The organism is Flavobacterium psychrophilum, assembly GCA_001708385.1.
In the GTDB taxonomy this organism is placed as follows: Bacteria; Bacteroidota; Bacteroidia; order Flavobacteriales; family Flavobacteriaceae; genus Flavobacterium; species Flavobacterium psychrophilum_A.
In genome coordinates, this window is record CP012388.1 from 1,097,309 (window position 1) to 1,119,432 (window position 22,124).

A 22,124-nucleotide genomic window follows, 5' to 3' on the forward strand; every position below is an offset into this window, starting at 1 on the left:
TATATCATAAAAAAAAGACTGCCTGTGGCAGTCTCCTTATTTTACTGGTCATTTCGTTATACAAGTACCGATTTCAGATCGGCATTCATGCTTCTTACAGCGTCTGCGCTTTTAGCAAAAAGGGCTTTTTCGTTGTCGTTAAGCTTAATATCTACAATTTCCTCAATTCCGTTTTTACCGATAATACATGGTACACCAAGGCAGATATCTTCCTGTCCATATTCCCCTTCAAGCAATACCGAACAAGCAATCATTTTCTTTTGGTCATTAAGAATACTATCCACAAGATATGCCACAGAAGCACCCGGCGCATACCATGCCGAAGTACCTAAAAGCCCTGTTAACGTAGCTCCACCAACCATAGTATCGGCTGCTACCTTATCCAGCGCTTCCTGCGATAGGAAATTAGAAACCGGACTACCATTGTACGAAGCAAGCCTTGTAAGCGGTATCATTGTTGTATCGCCATGCCCTCCTATTACCATACCCTGAACATCATTTAATGGCTTATCAAGTGCCTTACCTAAAAAGTATTTAAAACGTGAACTATCCAACGCTCCACCCATACCAATAATCCTGTGTTTAGGCACTCCGGTGGCTTTTAAGGTAAGATATGTCATTGTATCCATTGGGTTAGATACGACAACAATTATAGCTTTAGGCGAGTGTTTAAGCACATTTTCAGCCACCGACTTAACAATACCTGCATTTATCCCGATAAGCTCTTCGCGTGTCATCCCCGGTTTCCTGGGAACACCCGACGTTATCACTACTACATTACTATCTGCTGTTTTAGAAAAATCATTTGTTACTCCCGAAACACGGGTATTAAAACCTGTAGTAGTAGTACACTGAGAAATATCCATAGCTTTACCTTCGGCAAAACCTTCTTTAATATCCAGTAATACCACCTCGCTGGCAATTCCCCTGTAAGAGATCACATCGGCACAGGTAGCGCCTACGTTGCCGGCGCCTACTATTGTTACTTTCATAAAATAATCGTTTTATTAGGTTAGTTTGTTGTTGTTTTAAAATCCTAAGAACGTATTGCTTTTAAACGATTGTGCAAAAAAATGCACAACCAGGGTTTAAAAACACCAATTTACTAAATTATTTCGGCAGTTTTGTACTATTTCCTTTAAATATTTACCTTGACATATTATAAAACGAACCCAATAAAAAAAGGGCACTCTAAAATAGAATGCCCTTGTGTGTTTGTTTTGTATAATGAAGCTATTACGCGTCAATCTTAGCATAAACAGCGTTCTTTTCAATGAACTCTCTCCTTGGTGGAACTTCATCCCCCATAAGCATAGAGAACACCCTGTCAGCCTCGGCTAAACTATCGATATTAACCTGACGAAGCGTACGGAATTCAGGATCCAGTGTTGTTTCCCAAAGCTGCTCAGCATTCATCTCTCCAAGACCTTTATAACGTTGTATCGCAGAACCATTACCCAGTCTTTCTGTAGCCTGGTCACGCTGAACATCGTTCCACGCATATTCTTTCTTGTTACCTTTCTTAACCATATATAATGGCGGGGTAGCAATATAAACGTGGCCGTTCTCTATAAGCTCTTTCATGAAACGGAAGAAGAACGTAAGGATAAGCGTAGCAATGTGAGAACCATCAACATCGGCATCACACATAATAACTACCTTATGATAGCGCAGCTTTTCAAGGTTAAGCGCTTTACTGTCTTCAGCAGTACCAATGGTAACACCAAGCGCAGTAAATATATTACGAATCTCTTCGTTTTCAAAAACCTTATGGTGCATAGCTTTTTCAACATTAAGGATTTTACCCCTTAGTGGAAGAATTGCCTGAAAAGCCCTGTCACGTCCCTGTTTTGCAGTACCACCCGCCGAGTCACCCTCTACAAGGAATACTTCGCATTTTGCAGGATCCTGCTCAGAACAGTCAGAAAGTTTACCCGGAAGTCCTCCGCCACCCATTACGGTTTTACGCTGCACCATTTCACGCGCTTTTTTAGCTGCATGACGTGCCTGCGCCGCAAGGATAACCTTTTGCACAATGATACGCGCATCATTAGGGTTCTCCTCAAGATAATTTTCAAGCATTTCACTTACCGCCTGGCTTACAGGAGCTACAACCTCACGGTTACCCAGTTTGGTTTTTGTCTGTCCCTCAAACTGAGGCTCAGAAACCTTTACCGAGATAATAGCCGTAAGACCTTCACGGAAGTCATCGCCGGAAATCTCAAACTTCAGTTTTTCAAGAAGCCCGGAATTATCGGCATATTTTTTAAGAGTATTGGTAAGACCTCTTCGGAAGCCCGAAAGGTGTGTACCACCCTCATGTGTATTAATATTATTTACATAAGAGAAAATATTCTCTGAGTAACTTGTGTTGTAGATAAGTGCAACCTCAACAGGTACTTCACCTTTATCAGTCTCCATACTTATTACATGAGCAATAATAGGCTCACGGTTACCATCAAGAAACTTAACGAATTCTTTAAGACCTTCCTGAGAATGGAAAGTTTCAGAAAGAAATTCCCCTTTATCATCTTTCTCCCTTTTATCAACAAGTGTAATGCTTATTCCTTTGTTAAGGAAAGAAAGCTCACGCATACGTGCTGCAAGGGTATCATAAGAATACTCTGTAGTTTGTGTAAAGATCGTGCTATCAGGCCTAAAGGTCACCATAGTACCCCTTTTCTCTGTTTCACCTATCTGTTTTACAGGATAAATCGCTTTACCTTTTTCGTATTCCTGTTCGTATATTTTACCTTCTCTAAAAACAGTAGCCCTAAGATGGTCCGATAGTGCATTTACACACGATACACCTACCCCGTGCAAACCACCCGAAACTTTATAGGAATCTTTATCAAACTTACCTCCGGCACCAATTTTGGTCATTACAACCTCAAGCGCAGAAACACCTTCTTTTTTATGTAAATCTACCGGTATACCACGGCCATTATCTTCAACGGTAACCGAATTATCTTCATTAATGGCAACATAAATAGTATCACAATGTCCGGCAAGAGCCTCGTCAATCGAGTTATCTACTACCTCATAAACAAGGTGGTGAAGACCTCTTGTACCCACATCGCCAATGTACATGGAAGGACGCATCCTTACGTGCTCCATACCTTCAAGGGCCTGAATACTGTCTGCCGAATAATTGTTTTTCTTTATTTCTTCACTCATAAAACTATCTGTTAACGAAATTTTAAGTTTAACGAACAAATATATGAAAACAGAAGGGATAAAGCTACTAAAACAGCCTTTTTGGCACCTAAGTTATCAACAACTTATCAAAACCCTACATACCTTGCTATAAAGCCATTAAAGTGTTAAATACAGTGCATAAAAAATGCCCCAGAAAGGGGCATTTTCTTTTTACAAACAAACAAACTAAATTCCAAAATAAATTACTGAAATTATACTTCTTCCCTAATCTGGGCTATTTCTGTATCTGCCTGAACATGTGCTGCATTAGCACGTCCGCTCGGATCTGTATTTTCCTGCCATTTTGGTATCCATTTACGCACGGTCTGCGCTGCACTTACCTGCGGAAAATGCCTGTGGAACAATGTCCTGTAAAAGTAGGCTTCTTTGGTTGCAGGAGTATTGTAAGGAAAACGTTCTTCGGCAGTTTCCAGTTCCTCGTCCGATACCTGAAAAGCACAGTAGTCAATCAGTGTATCTATCCAGTTGTAGCCCACCCCATCGCTAAATTGTTCTTTTTGCCTCCAAAGTACTTCATTTGGCAGATAAGGATTTTCGGGTGTATCAAACGCTTTACGCAATATGTATTTCTCTACACCATTATATGTTTTTGGCTGCTTTTCTTCCGGCTTTATTTTTATAGCCATTTCCAGGAACTTCTTGTCCAAAAACGGTACACGAGCTTCAAGGCCGTGCGCCATGGTAGACTTGTCCGCCCTTAGTAAATCTGCAGTAAAAAGCTTTTGCACCCTTTCTATAGTTTCCTTCTGAAATTCTGCCGCAGATGGCGCGTTTCTAAAGTACAGATAGCCTCCGAAAATTTCATCGGCTCCTTCTCCCGAAAGCACTACTTTAATCCCTAAATCTGTAATTGCTTTGCTTAAAAAGTACATCGGAGTACTTGCCCTTATAGATGTAACATCATATGTTTCAAGGTGCCAAACCAATTTGTCAAGTATTTCTATGCCCTCCTCTATAGTAAAATGAATCTCGTGATGTTCTGTTCCTAAAAACTCTGCTACTTTTCGCGCAGCAACAGCATCGGGAGCATCAGGCGTAAGCCCAATAGAAAATGAATGCAGCTTCTTACCCGAATCTTTTAGCAGTCTTGAAGCTATAGACGACGTAAGCGAAGAATCCAGTCCACCTGATAGCAGTACGCCGATTGGCACATCACTCATAAGTCTTTTTTCTACAGCCTGTGTAAGTGTGTCTCTTACTACCTCATAATCTACCGCCTCAGCCGCTTTTGATGCATCTTCCCACTCCGGCCTGTAATATTTCACAAAACCTGTTTGTGGTGTATAATAATGCCCGGGAGGGAAGGTTGAAAAACTACGGCACTGATCGGTTATTGCTTTCATTTCAGATGAAAAGTAAATCCTTCCTCTTTCGTCAAGCCCGTAATAAAGGGGCTTAACACCCAGCGGATCGCGTCCTGCAATATAATCGTCGCCACTGATGACTACAAAGGCAAAGATACCGTCGAGCATATCGCAGAATTCATACCCGAATTCTTCATAAAGATGAACAATAACTTCAGAATCAGATGTTGTCCTGAACGTATGGTGGCTTAATACGGTATCTCGTAAATTCTGATGGTTATAAATTTCACCGTTGTGTACCATCCAGGCTTTAGATGTTCCCTGAATAGGCTGCCTTCCCGTATGAAGATCGATAATGGATAAACGTTCGTGGCTTAGTATATGCCCCTTTTCTGTTACAAAAAGATCACTTTCGTCTGGCCCACGGTGTGACATCCTTTTAGAAAGTTGTTTTACTAATGCCTCGTCTTTTCCTTTACCTATAATTGCTAATATTCCACACATAAAATTCCTGTTTAAAATTTATGCTAAAAAGCATATTTTCGTTATTTTCAACAAGACAAATTTGACATATTACTTTAAATTATAAAACTTAAAACAGTAATTAGGTTTTAAATTGAAACAAAATACTAAGTAATTATGTAAATCTATAAGATTAGTAGGTAATTTCTTTAGAGAGAAGTTACAAATCATAAAAAAACCATTCTTAAAAGAATGGTTTTAGGTTAGTGTATAGCTTCAATTACATATTTCGTACCGCTTATATCAAATTCGCCACCGGTTTCCATACCCATTAGCTTAGTTCCTAATGGAGACTGTGGCGACAACGCTATGACAGTAACGCTATCTATCGTTATCTTAGGCAGTGCGGCACTTACAAACAAATACATAGTATTTGCCTTTACAAGGCTGCCAACCGCCACTTTTGTATTTAACGCATCGGGATTTATTTTATCCAGAATATTTTTGTGAGCAATAAACTCTCCCAGTTTATGATTGAGTTTTTCCTGCTCCAGATGCATCATAGACAAGGCTGTTTCATGCTTATCCCCGGCTGATCCTTTTGCATCGTTAGCAGCATCTTCTGTAAGCGCAGCGATCATATCCCTGAAAGCATCAATACGGTCATCCGTCTGCTGTTTATAATAATTAAGTACTTTTTGTTTTAGCACTGATTTAATAAATTTAAGGATTGAAAATCAAAAGATTCCCTTTCCTGGATAGCTATATGGCTTCGCCGAAAAGAGAATCTCAATATAATTATTTTTAAATACCTGTTAGAAATTAAACTTATATGATGCTCCAACCAAAAACTGGAACCCCTGTACCGGATAATTCACCCAACGCTGGTAATCCTGGTTTGCTATATTGTTCAGTTTAAGGAAACCTGTAAGGCGCTCGCTGTATTTATACCCTACATGCGCATTTACATCAAAATAGTTTTTAAGGGTAACCACCTGAGTATTATATTCGCCTGCCAGTTGTACAAACGTATTATTTGGCAGCACTAAATCTTTTCTGTCTCCAACAAAGAACACATTGGCCCCTGCATACCATTTTTCTGTAATATCTACATCCAACGTGGCTCCTACCTGCAATTCAGGAAGGTTCCATGCCTCTGCCTGATTGTCCATTGAGTAGCTGTTGTAAGTACCGTTAATTCCAAAGCTTACACTTTTAGAGAAATCGGCTTTAAGCTCCCCAAAGAAGCTTACAGTTTGCACCTGATCATAGATTACACTAAAAGAGTTTCCATACTGAAATCCTTGCAGATCTGCTCCCGGACCCGGTAGTGACGAAGGGTTAAAGTTTACAAACAACGATTTGTTATCTTCATTCATATACGACCCGCGGATGTTGTACGAAACCGCATCCGCCAGTTTACCCTTTAGACCAACATAAATATCATACTGCTGGTTGGTAGGCGTAACAACCTGCATTGGAGAAATAAACTGATTCTGACTAACAAAATCGGCGTATGAATTTTGCTTTAGCGCACCTTCTGCACCAGCGTACGCTACCATAAGGTCGCCCACAACTTTGTATGATGCTTTTATCTGCGGATAAACGTAGAATTTGTTATTGGTCTCATCGCCTATTTTACCCATACTGTAGAATAAGCCTGCACCAAGCTGTACAGAGAAATCATCTTCCTGAAATACAACACTTGGCTGAAGGCCAATATTAAAGTTGCTGTATTCTGAAGGGAATTCTGTATCATCTGCCAAAGTGCCTCCAACATAATCAGCGACAAAATCAACTTTTATTCTTTGCTCTGCTACATCTACATCCAGTGACGGCTTAATAAAGAAGCGGTTTTCGGCAGATCCGTAAGCATCCCAAAAACGCTTGTACTGCGCCGATGCATCTCTGAAGAAACTATCTTCAGCAGCAATTTTACCACCTATATAAAATGTATTATAGGTCTGTTTAGGATCAATAGACCTGATAACGTCAGCATCAAATATCTGGTATTCTAACGGAAGTCCATACCAGTTATACACCTGGTTTTGGAAACCTAAATCGGTATTCCAGCTATAAGCCTTCTGGCGGTTACCATAGGTAAGGTCTATAGATGTGTTATAGTACTTATCGTCCAATGCAACCTCATCTAACCCTCCCTGCGATGAAAGGTGACGGAACATTCCGCCAACATACTCGTTACGGTTAAGATTTTCGGTAACAAAAAGTTCTGCGTTTACCGTACCATAATTACCAATACCTAATGCAGCATAGTTATTATAAAGGGTTTCGCGCTTGGCCTTGTCTACCCCTGCAGCCCTTCCTTTAGAAGGCGTAAATGTGGAAGCAACCGGAAATGAGAATATGTTATATTCTATATTTTCCTTCTGAGTGTTGTCTTCGTCCTCGATAACAGGTGTTTCTTTTACTTTAAATGCATCAGATATAGTAGGTGTGTACGGTTTTACCACATTTACCACTTCTGTACCTATGTTTTCGTCTTTCTTTTGCGCATAAGCCCCGCTTGCCGAAGCAAATGCCGCTATTATGGCTATATATTGAAATTTGATCTTCATGGCTCTAATTAATTTTGGATGGATGAATTACGTTTCGCTTCTTCGGCTTTAATAGTATCAAGTTCTTTTTGCGCTTCGGCAACCACGTCCTGGTAAGACGTAAAGTTCTTAATAACACTTTCCAGTATGTATGTTGCCTGGAAGCTGTCTTTTAATCCGTAGAAGTTTTTAGCCATTACAACAAGGCCTTTGGCACCAAAATATTTGTAGCCCGAATAATCTTTAGAAAGCTTTTGCACCGCAGTGTTAGAAGCTTCATATTTACCGTCTTTATTTTTAAAGTAAGCATCATAATACAATGCTTCCGCAGCAAGTTCGCCTTTAGCAATAGTCTGTAACTTAGCATAAACTTCTTTTGCTTTGCCTTCGTTACTTGTTTTGATAGCCGAACGCGCTACAATAATCTGCGCATCACTCTTAACCCTGTCTTCCGTTTTGTTGTTAGCAAGTACTTTATCGGCATAGACCACAGCATTAGCATAATCCTGCTGATCGTAGTACGCCTTCATAAGATTAGATTGCGCAAATGTTACGTTCTGAGGGAAGTCAGCTTCTGCCTCCAGGCGTTTTAATACCGGGGTTGCCTTAGTATAATCGTTTTTCTTTAAGAAAATCTGCGACAATCTTGCCAACGCCTGCTCTGTAAACTCACTTCTCGATTTACCAATTACAAATTCGTAATGAGGTATAGCATTGCTTTCCAATCCTTCTGCATAGTATGCCTGTGCAAGGTAGAAGTTTGCTTTAAGCGATGAAACTCCGTTAGGGAATTTACTAACATAGCCGCTAAGTGAAGAGATAGCCTGTTTGTTGTTGTTTTGCAGGTATTGTTTTTCTGCAGCTTCAAATGCTGTATTATCAAGATCGGCATCGCTTACATCAACAAAGTCAAGTGTTTTAACCCACGAAGCGTACTCATCTGTACGGCCGTTATCTACATAGATAAGACGTGCCGTAGAAACTGCTTCCATAGCCTCCGGCGTATTAGGAAATTCTGCCACTACTTTCTTGAACTTAGACAGCGCCTGTTCATCTTTTTCTGCGTTATAATAAATAAGCGCCTGACGCATAATTGCTTTAGACACATACGAACTCGTCTTATATTCGTTTATAAGCCTGTCGTAAGCCGCGATACCTTTGTCGGTTTGTTTTTCGGTTACATAGGTGTTCCCTATTTCGTATAAGGCATCGTCTGCATATTTAGATTTAGGATACGTAGCAACAAATTTGGTAAGGTCTTCTATCTTTTTCTCGTTTCTAGCCACAAAACCATAGCTGATACCTTTCTGGAAGAACGCATAATCGGCGTCAATGCCCTTCATCTCTATAGCTTTGTTGTAAGCCTCCATCGCAGGCCAGTATTTACCACCAACAAAGTTACTGTCTCCTAAACGCAGGTAGGCATCATTAAGGCGTACTGTATCAGCTTTCGCTGCTGCCGAAGACACATACTCCTGAAAATATTTAGCAGCATTGTCATACTCCTTCAGTTTAAAGTAGGTGTAAGCAATGTTGTAATTATAATTTTTAAACTCCGGAGTGTTTTTGGCTTCTGCCGATCCTCCAAACTGTTTGTAGCTTAGTAATGCTTCGCTAAACGCATTAAGCACATATTCTGTTTCGGCTTTCCAATAGGTAGCGCGTGCAGTAATCTTAGTATCGCGGGGTTCTGCTATCGATTTTTTAAACATAGCCATTGCCTCCTGATAATTACCATCAGTATACAATTCTAATCCCCTGTAGAAAGTTACCTTTTGATATGCCGGCCTGTTTGCTGCCGATTTATCTTTTTCAAGAAGCACTAGCGCCTCTTTATAATTTTTAGAAGTAATGTATGAGTTGATTAGTAATGTCTGTACTTCCTGCTTAAATGGCGTTGCAGGATATTTTTGAAGAAATGACCCCAATACTTCAGGTACACTTTGGTATGGGTTACCAATCTCGTAGCTAAGCTTAGCATAATTTAAATAAGCATCTTCCTGAATTTTCAGGTCGTATTCTTTTTCCGAAGCATTTTTAAAGGCATTGAGTGCCTCCTGCTTTTTACCCGATTTAAGGTAACTTTCTCCTAAATGATAGTAAGCATTTTGAGCTACAACATCATCTCCGCCGATAATCTTATTGAATTCGGCAATAGCATTGTTATAGTCGCCTTGCTTATAGTGAGCATACCCTAACTGATAGAAATCGGTGTTATTCCATTTTCCTTTTTTGCCACGGTATTCTTTAAGGTAAGGTATTGCCTTGTCATACTTGCCAAGGTTAAAATAGCTCTCCCCTATTATCTTGTTAAGCTCTGATTTCTCGTTAGCGTCTGACTTTGCCAGCTGAGGCACACCAAGATCTATTGCCTTTTGAAAATTGCCCAGCTTAAAGTTCATGTCTGCCTGAAAATACGACATTTTCTCTTTGTACTTATCCTGGTCTTCCACTTGCTCGAACAACTGGGTTGCCTTTTTATAATCGTCGCTTTCGTACGACATAAATCCTAGATAGTACTTTGCCTGAGAACCATACTCTTTAGAATTGATTACTTTATTCAGGTATTTTTCAGCCTGTTTTTTATCGCCTGCGCTAAAGTAGCTATAGCCTTTTTGGAAGTTATAACGCTCCCTGTCGGCCACACTCATATTGTTTTCGTCTACTTTGTCATACCACTGCAAAGCCTGCGGATATTTACCCTGGCTAAAATAATAACCCGCAACCTCAACATAGGCCTGATTTTGCTTTGTACTTGTTGGATAATCTTCTACAAAGTTTTCCATTAGCATATCGGCATTCATCTGGTCAAGGCGAATGGCACAATTGGCAATATAGTAAGCACAGTCTGCCTGTACTTCCATTTCTTTGTTTTCGCCTTTTGTCTTCTCAAAAAGTATTTGCGCGGCCTGGTATTGCTTGTCGTTATACAGCGTAACAGCCTTGTCATAATCCTTTAGTGGATGTGTGTAAATAGTAGATTGCTGTGCCGAAAGGCTTAAGCCCCAAAGGGGTACAGAAAATAGGAGTAGCCTGTTTAGTCTGCGCATGTGTGTTCTAGTTTTATGTAAGCCAAATATATCAATTCTTATTGTATTTTAACGGATGTTATTTTCGTTTAGTATTGCCGTATACAGGATAGTTTTGTACCCAAAAACCGCAAACCTGCTAATTATGTGAGGCATTACAATAAAATTTTAACCCAACTTTAACCGTTTCTGCCAACAATACGCTAAAAACAGTAAAGCATATACCCATAGCGGGAAATAAAATTTTGAATACAGGCGTTATCTTATTACTTTTACCAAAACAAACACATATATTCTTATGCCGCAACCTGTATTGTCTTTAAAAAATGTTACTATTTTTCAGGATAGCAATGCCGTTTTAACCGATATTAACCTTGAAGTTAACCACGGTGAGTTTATTTATATAATTGGTAAAACAGGATCGGGAAAAAGTAGTTTGTTAAAAACCCTGTATGCCGACCTTAAACTTAAAGAAGGCGAAGGCTCTTTTGTCGATTACGACCTAAAAACACTTAGGGAAAGAGATATCCCATACCTACGCAGAAAAATAGGTATAGTATTCCAGGATTTTAAACTTTTACCGGACAGAGATGTTCATGATAACCTTTTATTTGTACTTAAAGCGACAGGCTGGAGTGAAAAACAGGAAATGGAAGTCAAAATAAACGAAGTACTTGACAAGGTTGGACTTAAGAGCGCAGCACATAAAATGCCGCATCAGGTTTCTGGTGGAGAGCAGCAAAGAATTGCCGTTGCCCGAGCCCTGCTAAATGATGCCGAGATCATTCTTGCCGATGAACCCACCGGTAATCTTGACCCGCAAACCAGTGTAGAGATTATGCAGTTGCTTCGTGACATTAACCAAAATGGTAAAACCATTATTATGGCGACACACGATTATGCCCTGCTAATGAAGTTTCCGAGCAAAACGCTGAAATGTGAAGGTGGTAAAATATTTGAAGTAGTACAGAGAACAGTGTAAAAACAATTATTGGATTTTTAGATTCTTCATATAAAAAGGCTCCCATGGGAGCCTTTACTTTTATATTTTATCTTTATCATCTTTTTTGTACACATGAGGGTTATCCACTATACCCTTTTTAAATACTTTTCTAACCCCCATCCTTAGCCATGTATCAACCTGTAAAACTGCATCGGTCAACCTGTTTTCCGGTCTCCCCCTAAACGAGGTTACGTGAAACGTATCGGTTTCGTGTATCGGGAATTTGGAAAAATAATAATTAGACACACAACACCTGAAACCGTCCTTAATTACCGGCGAAACAGAATGCAATGATTTATTATGGGTAGCCATTACCGCAAGACGGTTAAATTTACTGTGTATTGTTACTTGTGGCTGACGCAGTCCGTCCGGCCATAATTCAAGATTACCTCCATAGCTTTCTTCCCATTCCGGAGTTACGTAGTATAGCAGGTTTAAGACACGCCATAACTCTCTATCTTTATCATGTGAATTATCAAGGTGCGGATTTAAGAACTGCTTATGCCCCATCATAGAGATACCTCCAGCATAAAGGTTGTCATCGGGAACAATATCGGTTAGGTGGCATATTTCTGAAACAAGAGCTACTATTTTATCTTCCTGGAAAGCGTAAATAATTTCTTCAAGCAACGGATTATATAAATTCATCTGGGCTGCTACATACTTATCTTCCTTCATACTTTTTTTAAGCAACATCTGGTCTGCCTTAGGAAACGCATTGGTTATTTCTAAAGCCAGTTCTTCCGGCAAAAGATTATCGAGGTAAAAATAGCCTATTTGTTTTCGGCTCAAATTATATTGTTCCTTTAATGCTTCTTTATTCTGAAGAAGGGAATTATATATAATCTCAGCGTAAAATTTTCTGTCTTTACTCATCGTTTTCAGAAATTAATTTGTCAATAAGTGTTGCGTTATGCAAATCGTTAAGATAATGCTCAAGAATATCTGCTCGTTGTTTTGCGCCATTAAAAGGTGAAAGCTTCAATCTGTTTACAGCTTCAACTAATTGGTTCTCTGTGTTGGCTCTTTCACACAAACCTGCTACCGCTGCATCATCAATAATATTATCATTGATAATACAATGCCTGCTGTGAAAAAGTGCGTTTATTAATTTAAGCTTGGTACCCGATCGCTGCAGTGACCATATTATATTTATATGAGCCTGATTTAGCAGTTCCTTTAAATGCGAAAATCCCTGCAATTTAATAAATTTTATATTCGATGCATCTCCTGCCAATCGTTTAATGTAAGCTTCGTTAGAACTGGACGCTATAATTAATGAGTAGTCTTTAATTTCTTTGAATATTGCTATTATTGCGGCAGCCGCCAGCCGGTTATCGGGCGTTTTAAGATCTCCGTGATACAGTGCGTAGCCTCCTGTTCCAGATAATTGCTCAACCTTACTATTACCGTGAAAAACGGGAATGTAGTGCGAGTTACCAAATAAATCACTTACATGCTCGTGTTCAAAATGAGATAAGGTAAGAACATCATCAAATTCAGAGATTATACTCTCATACTTTTTAAATTTAATACCTTCCAGCCTGTATAATAACTTTTTTATGGGATCTTTTTCACTGCTTGCAATTCCTTTAAAATAATCCTGCTCAACATTATGAAGACGCAAAATTTTTGTATACTCCTTTAGTTGGCCCTTTTTAACCAAGAGGGTTGTTTTTAAGCTTTCGAAAAGTATGGGTGCCTTTACTTTCTTAATATTAGTAAGTAAAGCAGTACTATTTCTTGACACTACAGAAAAAGGCAATTTACTTAAAAGCTTAAAAGGATTGTAGCTATACTTATAAAAATACACCTCAGCTGTAATTGCTTTAAGTTCCTCGGAAACCTGAGTTTCTTTTAAAATAAAGCAATGCAGATGGATAGTATAACCCAATTCGCTTAACGCCTTTATTTTATAATAAACCTCAATTGTTCCTCCATATTTAGGCGGATAAGGGTTATCAAAGCTAATAATGTGTAGCGGCTTTAAATGCATAGTAGCAAAAATACAATTATTAAAATTCTATCTCGTAAAATATAGTAATTTTGAAAACTATAATTGTAACGGATATTAAATCCTCATGAAAAACCCTTTCTTTTCTGTAATTATTCCGCTCTACAATAAAGAGAACCATATACAGGCTACTCTACAGAGTGTTCTCGCGCAAACCTTTACTGATTTTGAAGTAATTATAGTTGATGATGTTTCAACAGATAACAGCCTTAACTTGGTTGGGCAAGTTAAAGATGAGAGGATACAGATAATAAACCACCCCGTAAACAAAGGCCTTTCTGCATCACGCAATACAGGTGTAACTTATGCCAAGGCAGATATGATAGCCTTTCTTGATGCCGATGACTTATGGAAACCCCGTTTTTTAGAAAGAATATCTTTTTTAATTGATGCTTATCCTGACGCTTCAATATTTGCAACACAATATGAAGAGTTTCATCAAAGAAATATTACAGTGCCAATTAAAATTGATCGATTACCGGTTACAGAAAATAAAACATACCTGTTAGACTTTTTCCCTGTTAATATGGGAAAATTGATTGTTAGCTTTTCCAGTATCTGCATCCGAAGGGAAGTTTTTGAAAAAAGTGGTATGTTTAATGAAGAAGTTACCTTCGCTGAAGATGTAGATTTTTATATCAGGGCATTTTCTAATAATCAGTTGGCCTATTATAATGAATCATTAGCAATCTATATGATCTATGACAGCCAGCAGATGTCTTTAGCAGGTTTAGAAAATAGGGTAATCCCAGATTTCGATTCCTACGAATACATGGCACAAAACAGGCCCGACATAAAGCGATTTCTTGATTTTTACCGTTATGTAATGGCGAAACACTACAAACTTTCGGGGGATAGTGTCAACTACAGTAAAATGCTGAGAGGAATTAGATTAGATAGTCTTAATTATAAACAAAGAATACTGCTTTATGCTCCCATCTATATTTTAAAATTAATTAAAAGATTAAAAGGGGCGCTAATGAAAAAAGGTATAAGCCCTAATTCTTATTAGCTTTTACATATTTTAAATAGTCATCATAATTTCTTATGTAATCGTCTTCGGAGTAAATTTCCGATGCGACTACCATGCAAACTGCTCCTTCAGAAAAATTACTAAGTTCACTCCATAATCCTTCATGTATTAGTACTCCTTCATCCGGTTTACTTAGCTTAACAGTCTGCACATTTACACCATCATTAATCTCAACTTCAAAACTGCCTGATATAGCTATAAGAAATTGCTTTAATTCTTTATGAGCATGCCTCCCCCTGGTAGAGTTACCCTGAATGTCATATAAATAAAAGATTCTTTTAATATTAAAAGGCAAACAATCACCTTCAATTACCCCTACATTACCTGTAAAATCTTCAATTTTTGGAATCGTTATTTTTTCTATGTTCATTTTCTATTGATTAATTTTGAGGAATTTCATCCATTGCCCACCAATATTTTCTAAAGAAAATTTGGATATACTCGTTTGTGCATTTTCCTTACATCTGGCGTAAAGCTCTTGGTCTTTAAACATCATATCTATTCCTTTTATAAGTTCCTCAATATCTTGGTCTTTAATGAGTAGTCCGTTTTCCTTGTGAACAATAATTTCCGAAGGTCCGGTAAAACAATCAAAGGAAACAACGGGAGTTCCATTTGCTAACGACTCCAGCAGTACCATTGGCAATCCTTCATTTTTGCTTGAAAGAACATAAAAAAGAGCATTACGCATATAAACATACGGATTTTCCTGAAATCCTTTAAAGATTACTTTATCCTTTAGACCTAGTTTTTCAGAAAAATCCTCCAGTATATGTTTTCGGCTTCCTTCTCCCAAAATTAAAAGTTTTACATTATTTCTAGGAAGTCCAGATTTTGCATATGCTTCTATAAGCTTGTCAAATTGTTTTATGTTGTGTTCAGGCATGCTACCTGCTGCCAAAATATAATTGTAGCCTGGGTCTGTAAAAGTTTCATGAGACCTTCTGTCAATATAATTTGGATTTACAGGATTATATATATTTTTTACATTCTTAAGATGGTAATGATTTTCAATATGTGTTTTCATCCTATTGGTAATACTTATAACTCCATATGCTTTGCCATAAATTAGCTTTGTAAGCCATACTTCTTTAGGCATGTACCATTTTAAAACACCACTATGTATAGTATATATTGTTGGAACTGTGTAAACAAACTTTGATATAAGTAAATCCTGTATATATTTTTTACGCATTCTAAAGTCTATTACATAATCAAAATTATGTCCTTTTATGTAATTTCGCAGTACCCTGAAACGTTTTATTTTATTAATGATTCCGTTTTTATCATCTTTAAGCAACCCAAGGTTGAGTAGCTCTCCTGAAAAATTATAACTAATACTATCCTGAACCAACACGTTGTAAACTTCTATTCCCTTACTGCTAAAATATTCCGAAAGCAACGCATGAACCCTTTCCGCCCCCCCGCCGGAAAGAGCGTCACCTACAAGACATATTTTAATTTTTCGGGGTTGCATGGTTAGAGTTTATTGGTTATTTTCACAACAAATATAAACATTCATGCGGATTTTACTTATTGGCGAATATAGCAGGCTTCACAATTCTTTAAAGGAAGGTTTACAGGCTTTAGGTCATGAAGTTACCCTGGTTAGCGACGGCGATGCCTTCAAGAAATATCCCTCTGACTATTTTTATATCCCAAAAAGCACTACAAAAGGTATATTAAATATCGCCAGGCAGGCAATATTCAGGATATTTAAACATGATATTTCATATTGGGAAAGGGGTATCCGGTTTTACAGACTACTACCAAAACTTAAAAATTATGATGTAGTACAACTAATTAATGAAGCTCCTATAAAAACAGTTCCACGTTTTGAAAAATTTCTTTTAAATAAAGTAATAGTGCAGAACGGTAAAACCTTTATGCTTTGCTGCGGAATAGACTATACAGTAGTAAAATATATGCTCGATAAAAAGCCTAGATATTCATTAATGGATCCCTATTTTAAGGATAAATCATTATTACCTGAGTATCGATTTATTTTTGAACACATCAGTAAGTCACATAAAAAACTTCATGATTTTATTTATCAGAAAGTAAATGGTGTTATTGCTTCTGATATGGACTACACCTTGCCTTTAAAGGGAAACCGTTCTTTTATTGGTCTGATACCTAATCCGGTAAATCTTAAGAAGTTGAATTATACAGAACCCTATGTCGATGATAAAATAATTATTTTTCTTGGTTTTAACCAATGGACTTACAATCATAAAGGAATTCCTTATTTTGAAAAAGCATTAGAAACAATCAAGGAAATTTATTCTGATAAAATTGAGATTATTATTGCAAAAACATTACCATACAACGAATATATAAACATATACAATAAAGCTCATATACTTTTAGATCAGGTATATTCATACGACCAGGGCTATAATGCATTGGAAGCTATGGCTAAAGGCAAGGTAGTTTTTACAGGTGCCGAAGAGGAATTCATGCAGCATTATAACCTTGATGAAAGAGTAGCCATAAATGCATTACCTAATTTAGATGCATTGGTAAATGAGTTATCCCACCTGATAGAAAATCCTAATGAAATCATAGCCATAGGAAAAAGAGCGCATGACTTTGTAGTTAAAGAGCATGAATACGTAACAGTAGCAGGAAAATATCTAGAAAATTGGCACAATTCCTCCATATACAAACGTAATCAGAATTTGAATTTATAAAATAATCTTTCGAAATAGCGGTTACATATATAAGCAGCTATAACAGCTACTATAAAGCAAAATATATAATATAACAGACCTTGTTGCAGCTGAAAATTTCTTTTATTGATTAATTCAAAATAACGTAACACTAAATGGTGTAACATATAAAAACTAAAACTTATCCTTCCAAGCCTAGACATAAATGGAGTAGAAAGTATTTTTTTTGAGATGAACCCTTTTTCAAAATAAAAAGTTACAATTACTAGGCCAACTGGCAACCAGAGCAATAAGGAATATAAATAAGGCCGGAATAAATCTGGATAAACATTGAGTATTGCAAACCATGTAGCTAAAAAAACTAGAGCAACAACTTCTAACAAGGATCCCAATTTATAACTAACATGAATCTCCCTATATTTTATGATCCTGTATAAGTATATACCAAATATAAAATCTAATATTCTGAGGGGGCTTATATAAAAGAGAAAATGGTGATACGCTTCAGAAACGAAATTCATCAATATCACTAAAAATAATACAATGCAAATCATAACAATAGTAAAAGCCTTATTACTAAAATCTGAAAGCCATTTTATTAAAAACGGAAAACATGCATAAAAAAGCATTAGGTCTGCAGCATTCCATGATACACCATTAAATGAAAAATAGTAATTGATATCAGGAACAAATGTCTGTAAAAAAAACGCGTTTAATAAAAGTGCCGAAAACCATTTTAAATGACTCTCATTAAAAAAAAATATCGTTAACGGCAATGAAAGCAACAGCGTAAGCAGATGTAAAGGATAGATGCGTACCAATCTTTTCAAAAAAAAAGTTTTTGGTAGAATCTGTTGATTTAGTATACTAGTTTGATATACCATCGATAAGATAAACCCACTTAGGACGATAAAAAAAGCATGCCCAATTGCTACGGTAAATACCTCTATGTGTACCAAAAAAACCAGAATTGCGAAAAAAAACCTTAATGATGAAAGAGATTTAATCATGTGCAAATTTATTAAAGAAAAAACTTATTTTTGTTAAAAAAACTTTGATTTTTAACAAAATAAAATTTCAGCCCTCTGTACTTATATTACTCTGTTTGTTTAGTTGTGCACTACTTATACACATCGGAAATGGCTACCCTAAGACCACGGCGTTAATTACAGTACTAACTGCCCTGCAATTTATAAATTTTAAATTGTGGTGGCCTACACTATTTACAATTCTAATATTTCTGTCTACCGAGTTAATTAAATTTCCGCGTATTCCAAATCATGCCAATCTCGAAATTTTTATAAGCCTTATTATTATATTCTTCATTTGCCTATTGTTGTCAGGAAAAAAAACAAAGTATATAACCGCAGAAAATCTCCCTCTAATATTTAGATATTCTCTTATTACAATTTACTTTATTGCAGGTTTTCATAAGCTTAATAGTGGCTTTTTTGATGTAAATGGCAGCTGTATAACACATATAGGAAAAGAATTGAACCAACTTGTTTTTGGCAGAGATTTTATACTATCTCAAAATACGGCTTTGTTCTTTAAGGTAGCAATACTAATCATAGAAATGATTGTTCCGTTTGGACTTCTATTTTACAATACACGTAAAGCAACAGCTTATTTATTAGCAGTATTCCACATATACTTAAGCCTTTGTGGTTTCGCTAATTTTAGTTCACTGGCAGGATTTTTTCTTGCAGGATGTATACTGGATTTTTCAAATGCTAATCTTCAATCAGTTATTCTTAAAGGACTAAGATGGTATATTTTTTTTACTATCATATCCTGCGTAGCAATACATGTAGCATCCCGATTGAAAATACTTGATGATAATATGGAACTTCGTTTTCTAAACGGCATTATTTTTAACATCGGATGGTCATACTTTTTTATCAAACTGTTAAATAATCATCCATTTATAAAAGCTAAATATTTTCCCTCATTAATACCTGTAATGGCTTCTTTAGTTATTAGTTTGTGGGGTATGCAATGTTATATAGGTTTATCGTCAGCTGGAAACCTTAGTATGTTTAGCAATCTAATTACTGAAAAGAGTAGGCAAAATCATTATATAGTAAATGGTGATATAACTAAAATATGGAATTTCGAAGAAGATTTTGTTACTATTTTAGAACTTCCTGAAAATTTAAAGTGGCAGGGAATATTAGATTTAAAAGGATGTGATCTTCCTTTAATTGAATTTAAGGTGCAAACAGAGAGATGGCTGACAGAAGATTCTAAAACAATAAAGTGTAAATTATTATACAAAGGCGAAGTAGTGCAAATAGACGACCTAAGGAACTCAGAATTCGGAAAAGCCAAATGGTGGTATAAATATCTACTATATAGAAAAATACCTGCTAAAAATGAATGTTTATGGTAAATAAAAAAAGGCTGGTTAAACCTAGTCATCGTTGGAAGAAATTCCGACCATTTTCATTTGATATTTTGAATACCTTCAAAGAGTACCAACAATAGGCAAACCATAAATATCTGAGCAAATACTTACAATAAATATTTTCTAAAATAAACCGAAAGCACAATCCAGTACACAAAGTAAGTCAGTGCATATCCCATAACAGCACCTTCAGCTCCATGATTTTCTATGAGTAAAGTGCATGATATGTACAACAACAAAGAAGATAGAACTTCTGTAATTATAAAAGCTTTGGTAAGCTTCTTTGCAAAAAACTGATACGCTAAAATAAGCGACCCTACTTTGAAAAAATCGCCTAATAGCTGCCAGAAAAATAATTCTGTCATCGGTAAAAAGTCTCTTTTAAATATAACAAGTATCACAAACTCTCTGAGAATATACAGAACAATAAAGCCAACGGCAAATAATGGCAACATTGATTTATAGTAATCCCAAAAAACCTTTTTTGTTTCGGTACGGCTTTGTGCCTGAGCGAGTTTCGGTAAAAAATAAATAGAGAGCATGGTCGAAGCAAACATAAGGTAAAATGAAGCCAGCCTGTTCACAGCTTCCCAGTGCCCTGCAGTATCGAGGCTATAATTGCTCATTAAATTGCTACGTATGCTGTGGTATATAAGCGGACTCAAAAGTGCTGTAATCAGGCTCATAAAGCTATAAGCTAACAGGCTTCGCAGTATTGTGGTATCGAAATATTTTAAATTTAAAAAAGAGAATCCGGGAAATCGCTGCCATACATTATAAAATGCAAAAACAAAAAATAAGGCCTGAAAAAGTATAAGTGCCAGCAAAGCCCCATTGGTTTGAAACTTCCACATTAGCAACACCGATAACACAACTCCTATAACATTCCCGCTAATATTTAACCATATAACCTTTTTATAATCTCCAAGACCATTTAGCACCGCCATAAAAACAAGGCTGCCTGCATACCATGGTAAAGAAAGTGCCAATACTTTAAATAGCCAGGAGTACTCATCGCCCTCGGTTTTAAAAACCCATTCGCTAAAATATCCGGAAAGCGTAAGTAGCAAAACGCTTATAAAAAGTATTACACCTAACAGCGTAAAAAAAACAGTAGATAGTATAGTGTAAAGCTTCTCCTCATTTTTTTGGTTTTCTGCGGTATACTTTATAATACCATTTTGCATACCTAAGGTCGAATAGCTTTCAAGCGTGGTAAGAAAATTACGGAGATTGCCTGTAATAGCAAGTCCACCTGCACCAATATATTCTGCTATAGCTTTAGATGTCACAAGACCGCCGAGTATACGTACTATGACACTTATGCCGTTAAGCGAAAATATCTTTACTACAGGCTGTTTTAATATGTTAAACAGTAATTTCAATAGACTATATAATTACATTATCTAACAGATAATGATTGGCAGTTTCTACCTCATAAAAATCCTGTAAGACAGTACGTGCTCCATAACTCTCTTTCCAAAACGAAAGACCGTTATTGAGTTTCCGCCCACTCTCTTCGTTAGAAATTCCGAAGTCAAAATATTTTTTATGGCTGAATTCTGTTGTAATCAAATGATAGAACAGATAATCCAGGCTTCCGAGCTCATTTTTGTCGGCACCGGATGCGATATACTGTGCATGAACAACAGTATCAGTTTCAAACAATACAGTGCCTGCTGCAATCCTGCCTTCATGTTCAATTACGTACAGCTTAATATTATCCGGAAAAAGTGTTTTTAACCGTACAATTTCTTCTGCCGAATGAACAGGATTTGCATTATGTCTTTCCTTAAGGTTTGGGATAAGCAATTCATTCCAAAAACGATCAAAATCTTCTGATTGCTGAACGCTAAACGTATTGGCAATACCCTTTTTTACACCTTCCATACGGTTGGATGCAATTTTAATTTTTGATGCATTTTCGATAACTGAAAGCGCATCGCGCCTTACTGTCTTACCATGTACCAAGAATAATGCATACTCTGTTTCTTGAGAAGGTATTCTATTATAAATGTATGGCAGCTGTTTATAATGGAACTTGGTAATACCGTTATTATTTAGAAATAAAAGTAGTGCATTAAATATCTCTAATACAGCAGCCTGCTTTAATTTCTCTGTATATACAAGACCGCCATAAGTAAGTCCCTGATGCGAATAGACTTCGTTTCCCGAAATATTAGCAGGTAGTAAGGCTACCAGTTTTTTACCCTCGAACACCATTAACGAATAATCGTTAAAACGGTCGCTATGGTACTCCATGAAATCTCGCTGGAACAGGAAAGTACCATTTTTTGATTTGAGAATAAAATTGCTCCACTCCTTTTTATAGTCAGGAGAATATTTTATTATAGAATAATGCATCATTACTGGTGTTTGTGGCAATACGGTAAAAGTAAAAATAATCCTTCAGTAATTATCAACGC

The 22,124-nt window shown here is 36.8% G+C and carries 17 protein-coding genes; 4 read left to right on the forward strand and 13 right to left on the reverse strand.

The genetic code is table 11. The annotated features are described in order from the left end of the window. Window positions 1–56: 56 nt before the first annotated feature. The 6 genes from ALW18_04735 to ALW18_04760 all read right to left on the reverse strand — a co-directional run bounded on the left by ALW18_04735 (window position 57) and on the right by ALW18_04760 (window position 10,590). Window positions 57–992, reverse strand: a complete 936-nt coding sequence (locus ALW18_04735; GenBank protein AOE51884.1) for a malate dehydrogenase — start codon at window positions 990–992, stop codon at window positions 57–59. A 244-nt stretch (window positions 993–1,236) separates the two neighbouring features. Then, window positions 1,237–3,177, reverse strand: coding sequence for a DNA gyrase subunit B (gene gyrB, locus ALW18_04740; protein ID AOE51885.1), 1,941 nt, complete (start codon window positions 3,175–3,177; stop codon window positions 1,237–1,239). Between the two features lie 233 nt (window positions 3,178–3,410). Beyond that, window positions 3,411–5,027: an asparagine synthetase B gene (locus ALW18_04745; protein ID AOE51886.1), complete on the reverse strand. Its 1,617-nt coding sequence runs from the start codon at window positions 5,025–5,027 to the stop codon at window positions 3,411–3,413. A 221-nt stretch (window positions 5,028–5,248) separates the two neighbouring features. After that, the gene (locus ALW18_04750) at window positions 5,249–5,695 is read right to left on the reverse strand and encodes a hypothetical protein (protein ID AOE51887.1); all 447 of its coding nucleotides are present in this window, start codon (window positions 5,693–5,695) and stop codon (window positions 5,249–5,251) included. Window positions 5,696–5,800: 105 nt separating this feature from the next. Further along, window positions 5,801–7,561 (reverse strand): TonB-dependent receptor, encoded by a 1,761-nt coding sequence (locus tag ALW18_04755; protein AOE51888.1) that lies wholly within the window; start codon window positions 7,559–7,561, stop codon window positions 5,801–5,803. An 8-nt stretch (window positions 7,562–7,569) separates the two neighbouring features. Further along, window positions 7,570–10,590, reverse strand: coding sequence for a hypothetical protein (locus ALW18_04760; protein AOE51889.1), 3,021 nt, complete (start codon window positions 10,588–10,590; stop codon window positions 7,570–7,572). Window positions 10,591–10,867: 277 nt separating this feature from the next. On the opposite strand from ALW18_04760, the gene ALW18_04765 reads away from it, so the two are divergent. Further along, entirely contained in the window at window positions 10,868–11,551 is a 684-nt protein-coding gene (locus ALW18_04765) for a phosphonate ABC transporter ATP-binding protein (GenBank protein ID AOE51890.1), read from the forward strand. Window positions 11,552–11,611: 60 nt separating this feature from the next. Here ALW18_04765 and ALW18_04770 read toward each other — a convergent pair whose 3' ends face one another. Further along, complete coding sequence (locus ALW18_04770; GenBank protein ID AOE51891.1) at window positions 11,612–12,448, reverse strand: 2OG-Fe(II) oxygenase; 837 nt, start codon at window positions 12,446–12,448, stop codon at window positions 11,612–11,614. Beyond that, window positions 12,441–13,568 (reverse strand): hypothetical protein, encoded by a 1,128-nt coding sequence (locus ALW18_04775; protein ID AOE51892.1) that lies wholly within the window; start codon window positions 13,566–13,568, stop codon window positions 12,441–12,443. Before ALW18_04775 ends, ALW18_04770 begins: the two co-directional genes overlap by 8 nt. An 85-nt stretch (window positions 13,569–13,653) precedes the next feature. Between ALW18_04775 and ALW18_04780 the strand changes: the two genes are divergently transcribed. Then, window positions 13,654–14,598: a hypothetical protein gene (locus ALW18_04780; GenBank protein ID AOE51893.1), complete on the forward strand. Its 945-nt coding sequence runs from the start codon at window positions 13,654–13,656 to the stop codon at window positions 14,596–14,598. On the opposite strand, the gene ALW18_04785 is transcribed toward ALW18_04780, so the two are convergent. Together ALW18_04785 and ALW18_04790 are read right to left on the reverse strand one after the other, a co-directional pair. After that, window positions 14,585–14,989 carry a hypothetical protein gene (locus tag ALW18_04785; protein ID AOE51894.1) on the reverse strand — a complete coding sequence of 135 codons (405 nt, stop codon included), beginning with the start codon at window positions 14,987–14,989 and terminating at the stop codon, window positions 14,585–14,587. The two genes, ALW18_04780 and ALW18_04785, sit on opposite strands and share 14 nt — an antisense overlap. Window positions 14,990–14,992: 3 nt before the next feature. Next, window positions 14,993–16,096: a hypothetical protein gene (locus tag ALW18_04790; protein AOE51895.1), complete on the reverse strand. Its 1,104-nt coding sequence runs from the start codon at window positions 16,094–16,096 to the stop codon at window positions 14,993–14,995. A gap of 43 nt (window positions 16,097–16,139) precedes the next feature. On the opposite strand from ALW18_04790, the gene ALW18_04795 reads away from it, so the two are divergent. Further along, window positions 16,140–17,312: a hypothetical protein gene (locus tag ALW18_04795; GenBank protein AOE51896.1), complete on the forward strand. Its 1,173-nt coding sequence runs from the start codon at window positions 16,140–16,142 to the stop codon at window positions 17,310–17,312. On the opposite strand, the gene ALW18_04800 is transcribed toward ALW18_04795, so the two are convergent. Beyond that, window positions 17,294–18,301, reverse strand: coding sequence for a hypothetical protein (locus tag ALW18_04800; GenBank protein ID AOE51897.1), 1,008 nt, complete (start codon window positions 18,299–18,301; stop codon window positions 17,294–17,296). The two genes, ALW18_04795 and ALW18_04800, sit on opposite strands and share 19 nt — an antisense overlap. A 44-nt stretch (window positions 18,302–18,345) precedes the next feature. Here ALW18_04800 and ALW18_04805 point away from each other — a divergent pair, with 44 nt between their 5' ends. Next, complete coding sequence (locus tag ALW18_04805) at window positions 18,346–19,683, forward strand: hypothetical protein (protein AOE51898.1); 1,338 nt, start codon at window positions 18,346–18,348, stop codon at window positions 19,681–19,683. A gap of 122 nt (window positions 19,684–19,805) precedes the next feature. Here the strand turns inward: ALW18_04805 and ALW18_04810 are convergent, their stop codons facing one another. Continuing rightward, the gene (locus ALW18_04810; GenBank protein ID AOE54310.1) at window positions 19,806–21,023 is read right to left on the reverse strand and encodes a hypothetical protein; all 1,218 of its coding nucleotides are present in this window, start codon (window positions 21,021–21,023) and stop codon (window positions 19,806–19,808) included. 64 nt (window positions 21,024–21,087) lie between these two features. Beyond that, entirely contained in the window at window positions 21,088–22,065 is a 978-nt protein-coding gene (locus tag ALW18_04815) for a hypothetical protein (GenBank protein AOE51899.1), read from the reverse strand. Between the last annotated feature and the right edge of the window lie 59 nt (window positions 22,066–22,124).

Excerpts from the sequence above, each read along its gene's own strand:
- ALW18_04735 (AOE51884.1), bottom strand. The coding sequence starts at position 992 with ATGAAAGTAACAATAGTAGGCGCCGGCAACGTAGGCGCTACCTGTGCC.
- gyrB (AOE51885.1), bottom strand. The coding sequence starts at position 3,177 with ATGAGTGAAGAAATAAAGAAAAACAATTATTCGGCAGACAGTATTCAG.
- ALW18_04745 (AOE51886.1), bottom strand. The coding sequence starts at position 5,027 with ATGTGTGGAATATTAGCAATTATAGGTAAAGGAAAAGACGAGGCATTA.
- ALW18_04755 (AOE51888.1), bottom strand. The coding sequence starts at position 7,561 with ATGAAGATCAAATTTCAATATATAGCCATAATAGCGGCATTTGCTTCG.
- ALW18_04760 (AOE51889.1), bottom strand. The coding sequence starts at position 10,590 with ATGCGCAGACTAAACAGGCTACTCCTATTTTCTGTACCCCTTTGGGGC.
- ALW18_04765 (AOE51890.1), top strand. The coding sequence starts at position 10,868 with ATGCCGCAACCTGTATTGTCTTTAAAAAATGTTACTATTTTTCAGGAT.
- ALW18_04770 (AOE51891.1), bottom strand. The coding sequence starts at position 12,448 with ATGAGTAAAGACAGAAAATTTTACGCTGAGATTATATATAATTCCCTT.
- ALW18_04775 (AOE51892.1), bottom strand. The coding sequence starts at position 13,568 with ATGCATTTAAAGCCGCTACACATTATTAGCTTTGATAACCCTTATCCG.
- ALW18_04780 (AOE51893.1), top strand. The coding sequence starts at position 13,654 with ATGAAAAACCCTTTCTTTTCTGTAATTATTCCGCTCTACAATAAAGAG.
- ALW18_04785 (AOE51894.1), bottom strand. The coding sequence starts at position 14,989 with ATGAACATAGAAAAAATAACGATTCCAAAAATTGAAGATTTTACAGGT.
- ALW18_04790 (AOE51895.1), bottom strand. The coding sequence starts at position 16,096 with ATGCAACCCCGAAAAATTAAAATATGTCTTGTAGGTGACGCTCTTTCC.
- ALW18_04795 (AOE51896.1), top strand. The coding sequence starts at position 16,140 with ATGCGGATTTTACTTATTGGCGAATATAGCAGGCTTCACAATTCTTTA.
- ALW18_04800 (AOE51897.1), bottom strand. The coding sequence starts at position 18,301 with ATGATTAAATCTCTTTCATCATTAAGGTTTTTTTTCGCAATTCTGGTT.
- ALW18_04815 (AOE51899.1), bottom strand. The coding sequence starts at position 22,065 with ATGATGCATTATTCTATAATAAAATATTCTCCTGACTATAAAAAGGAG.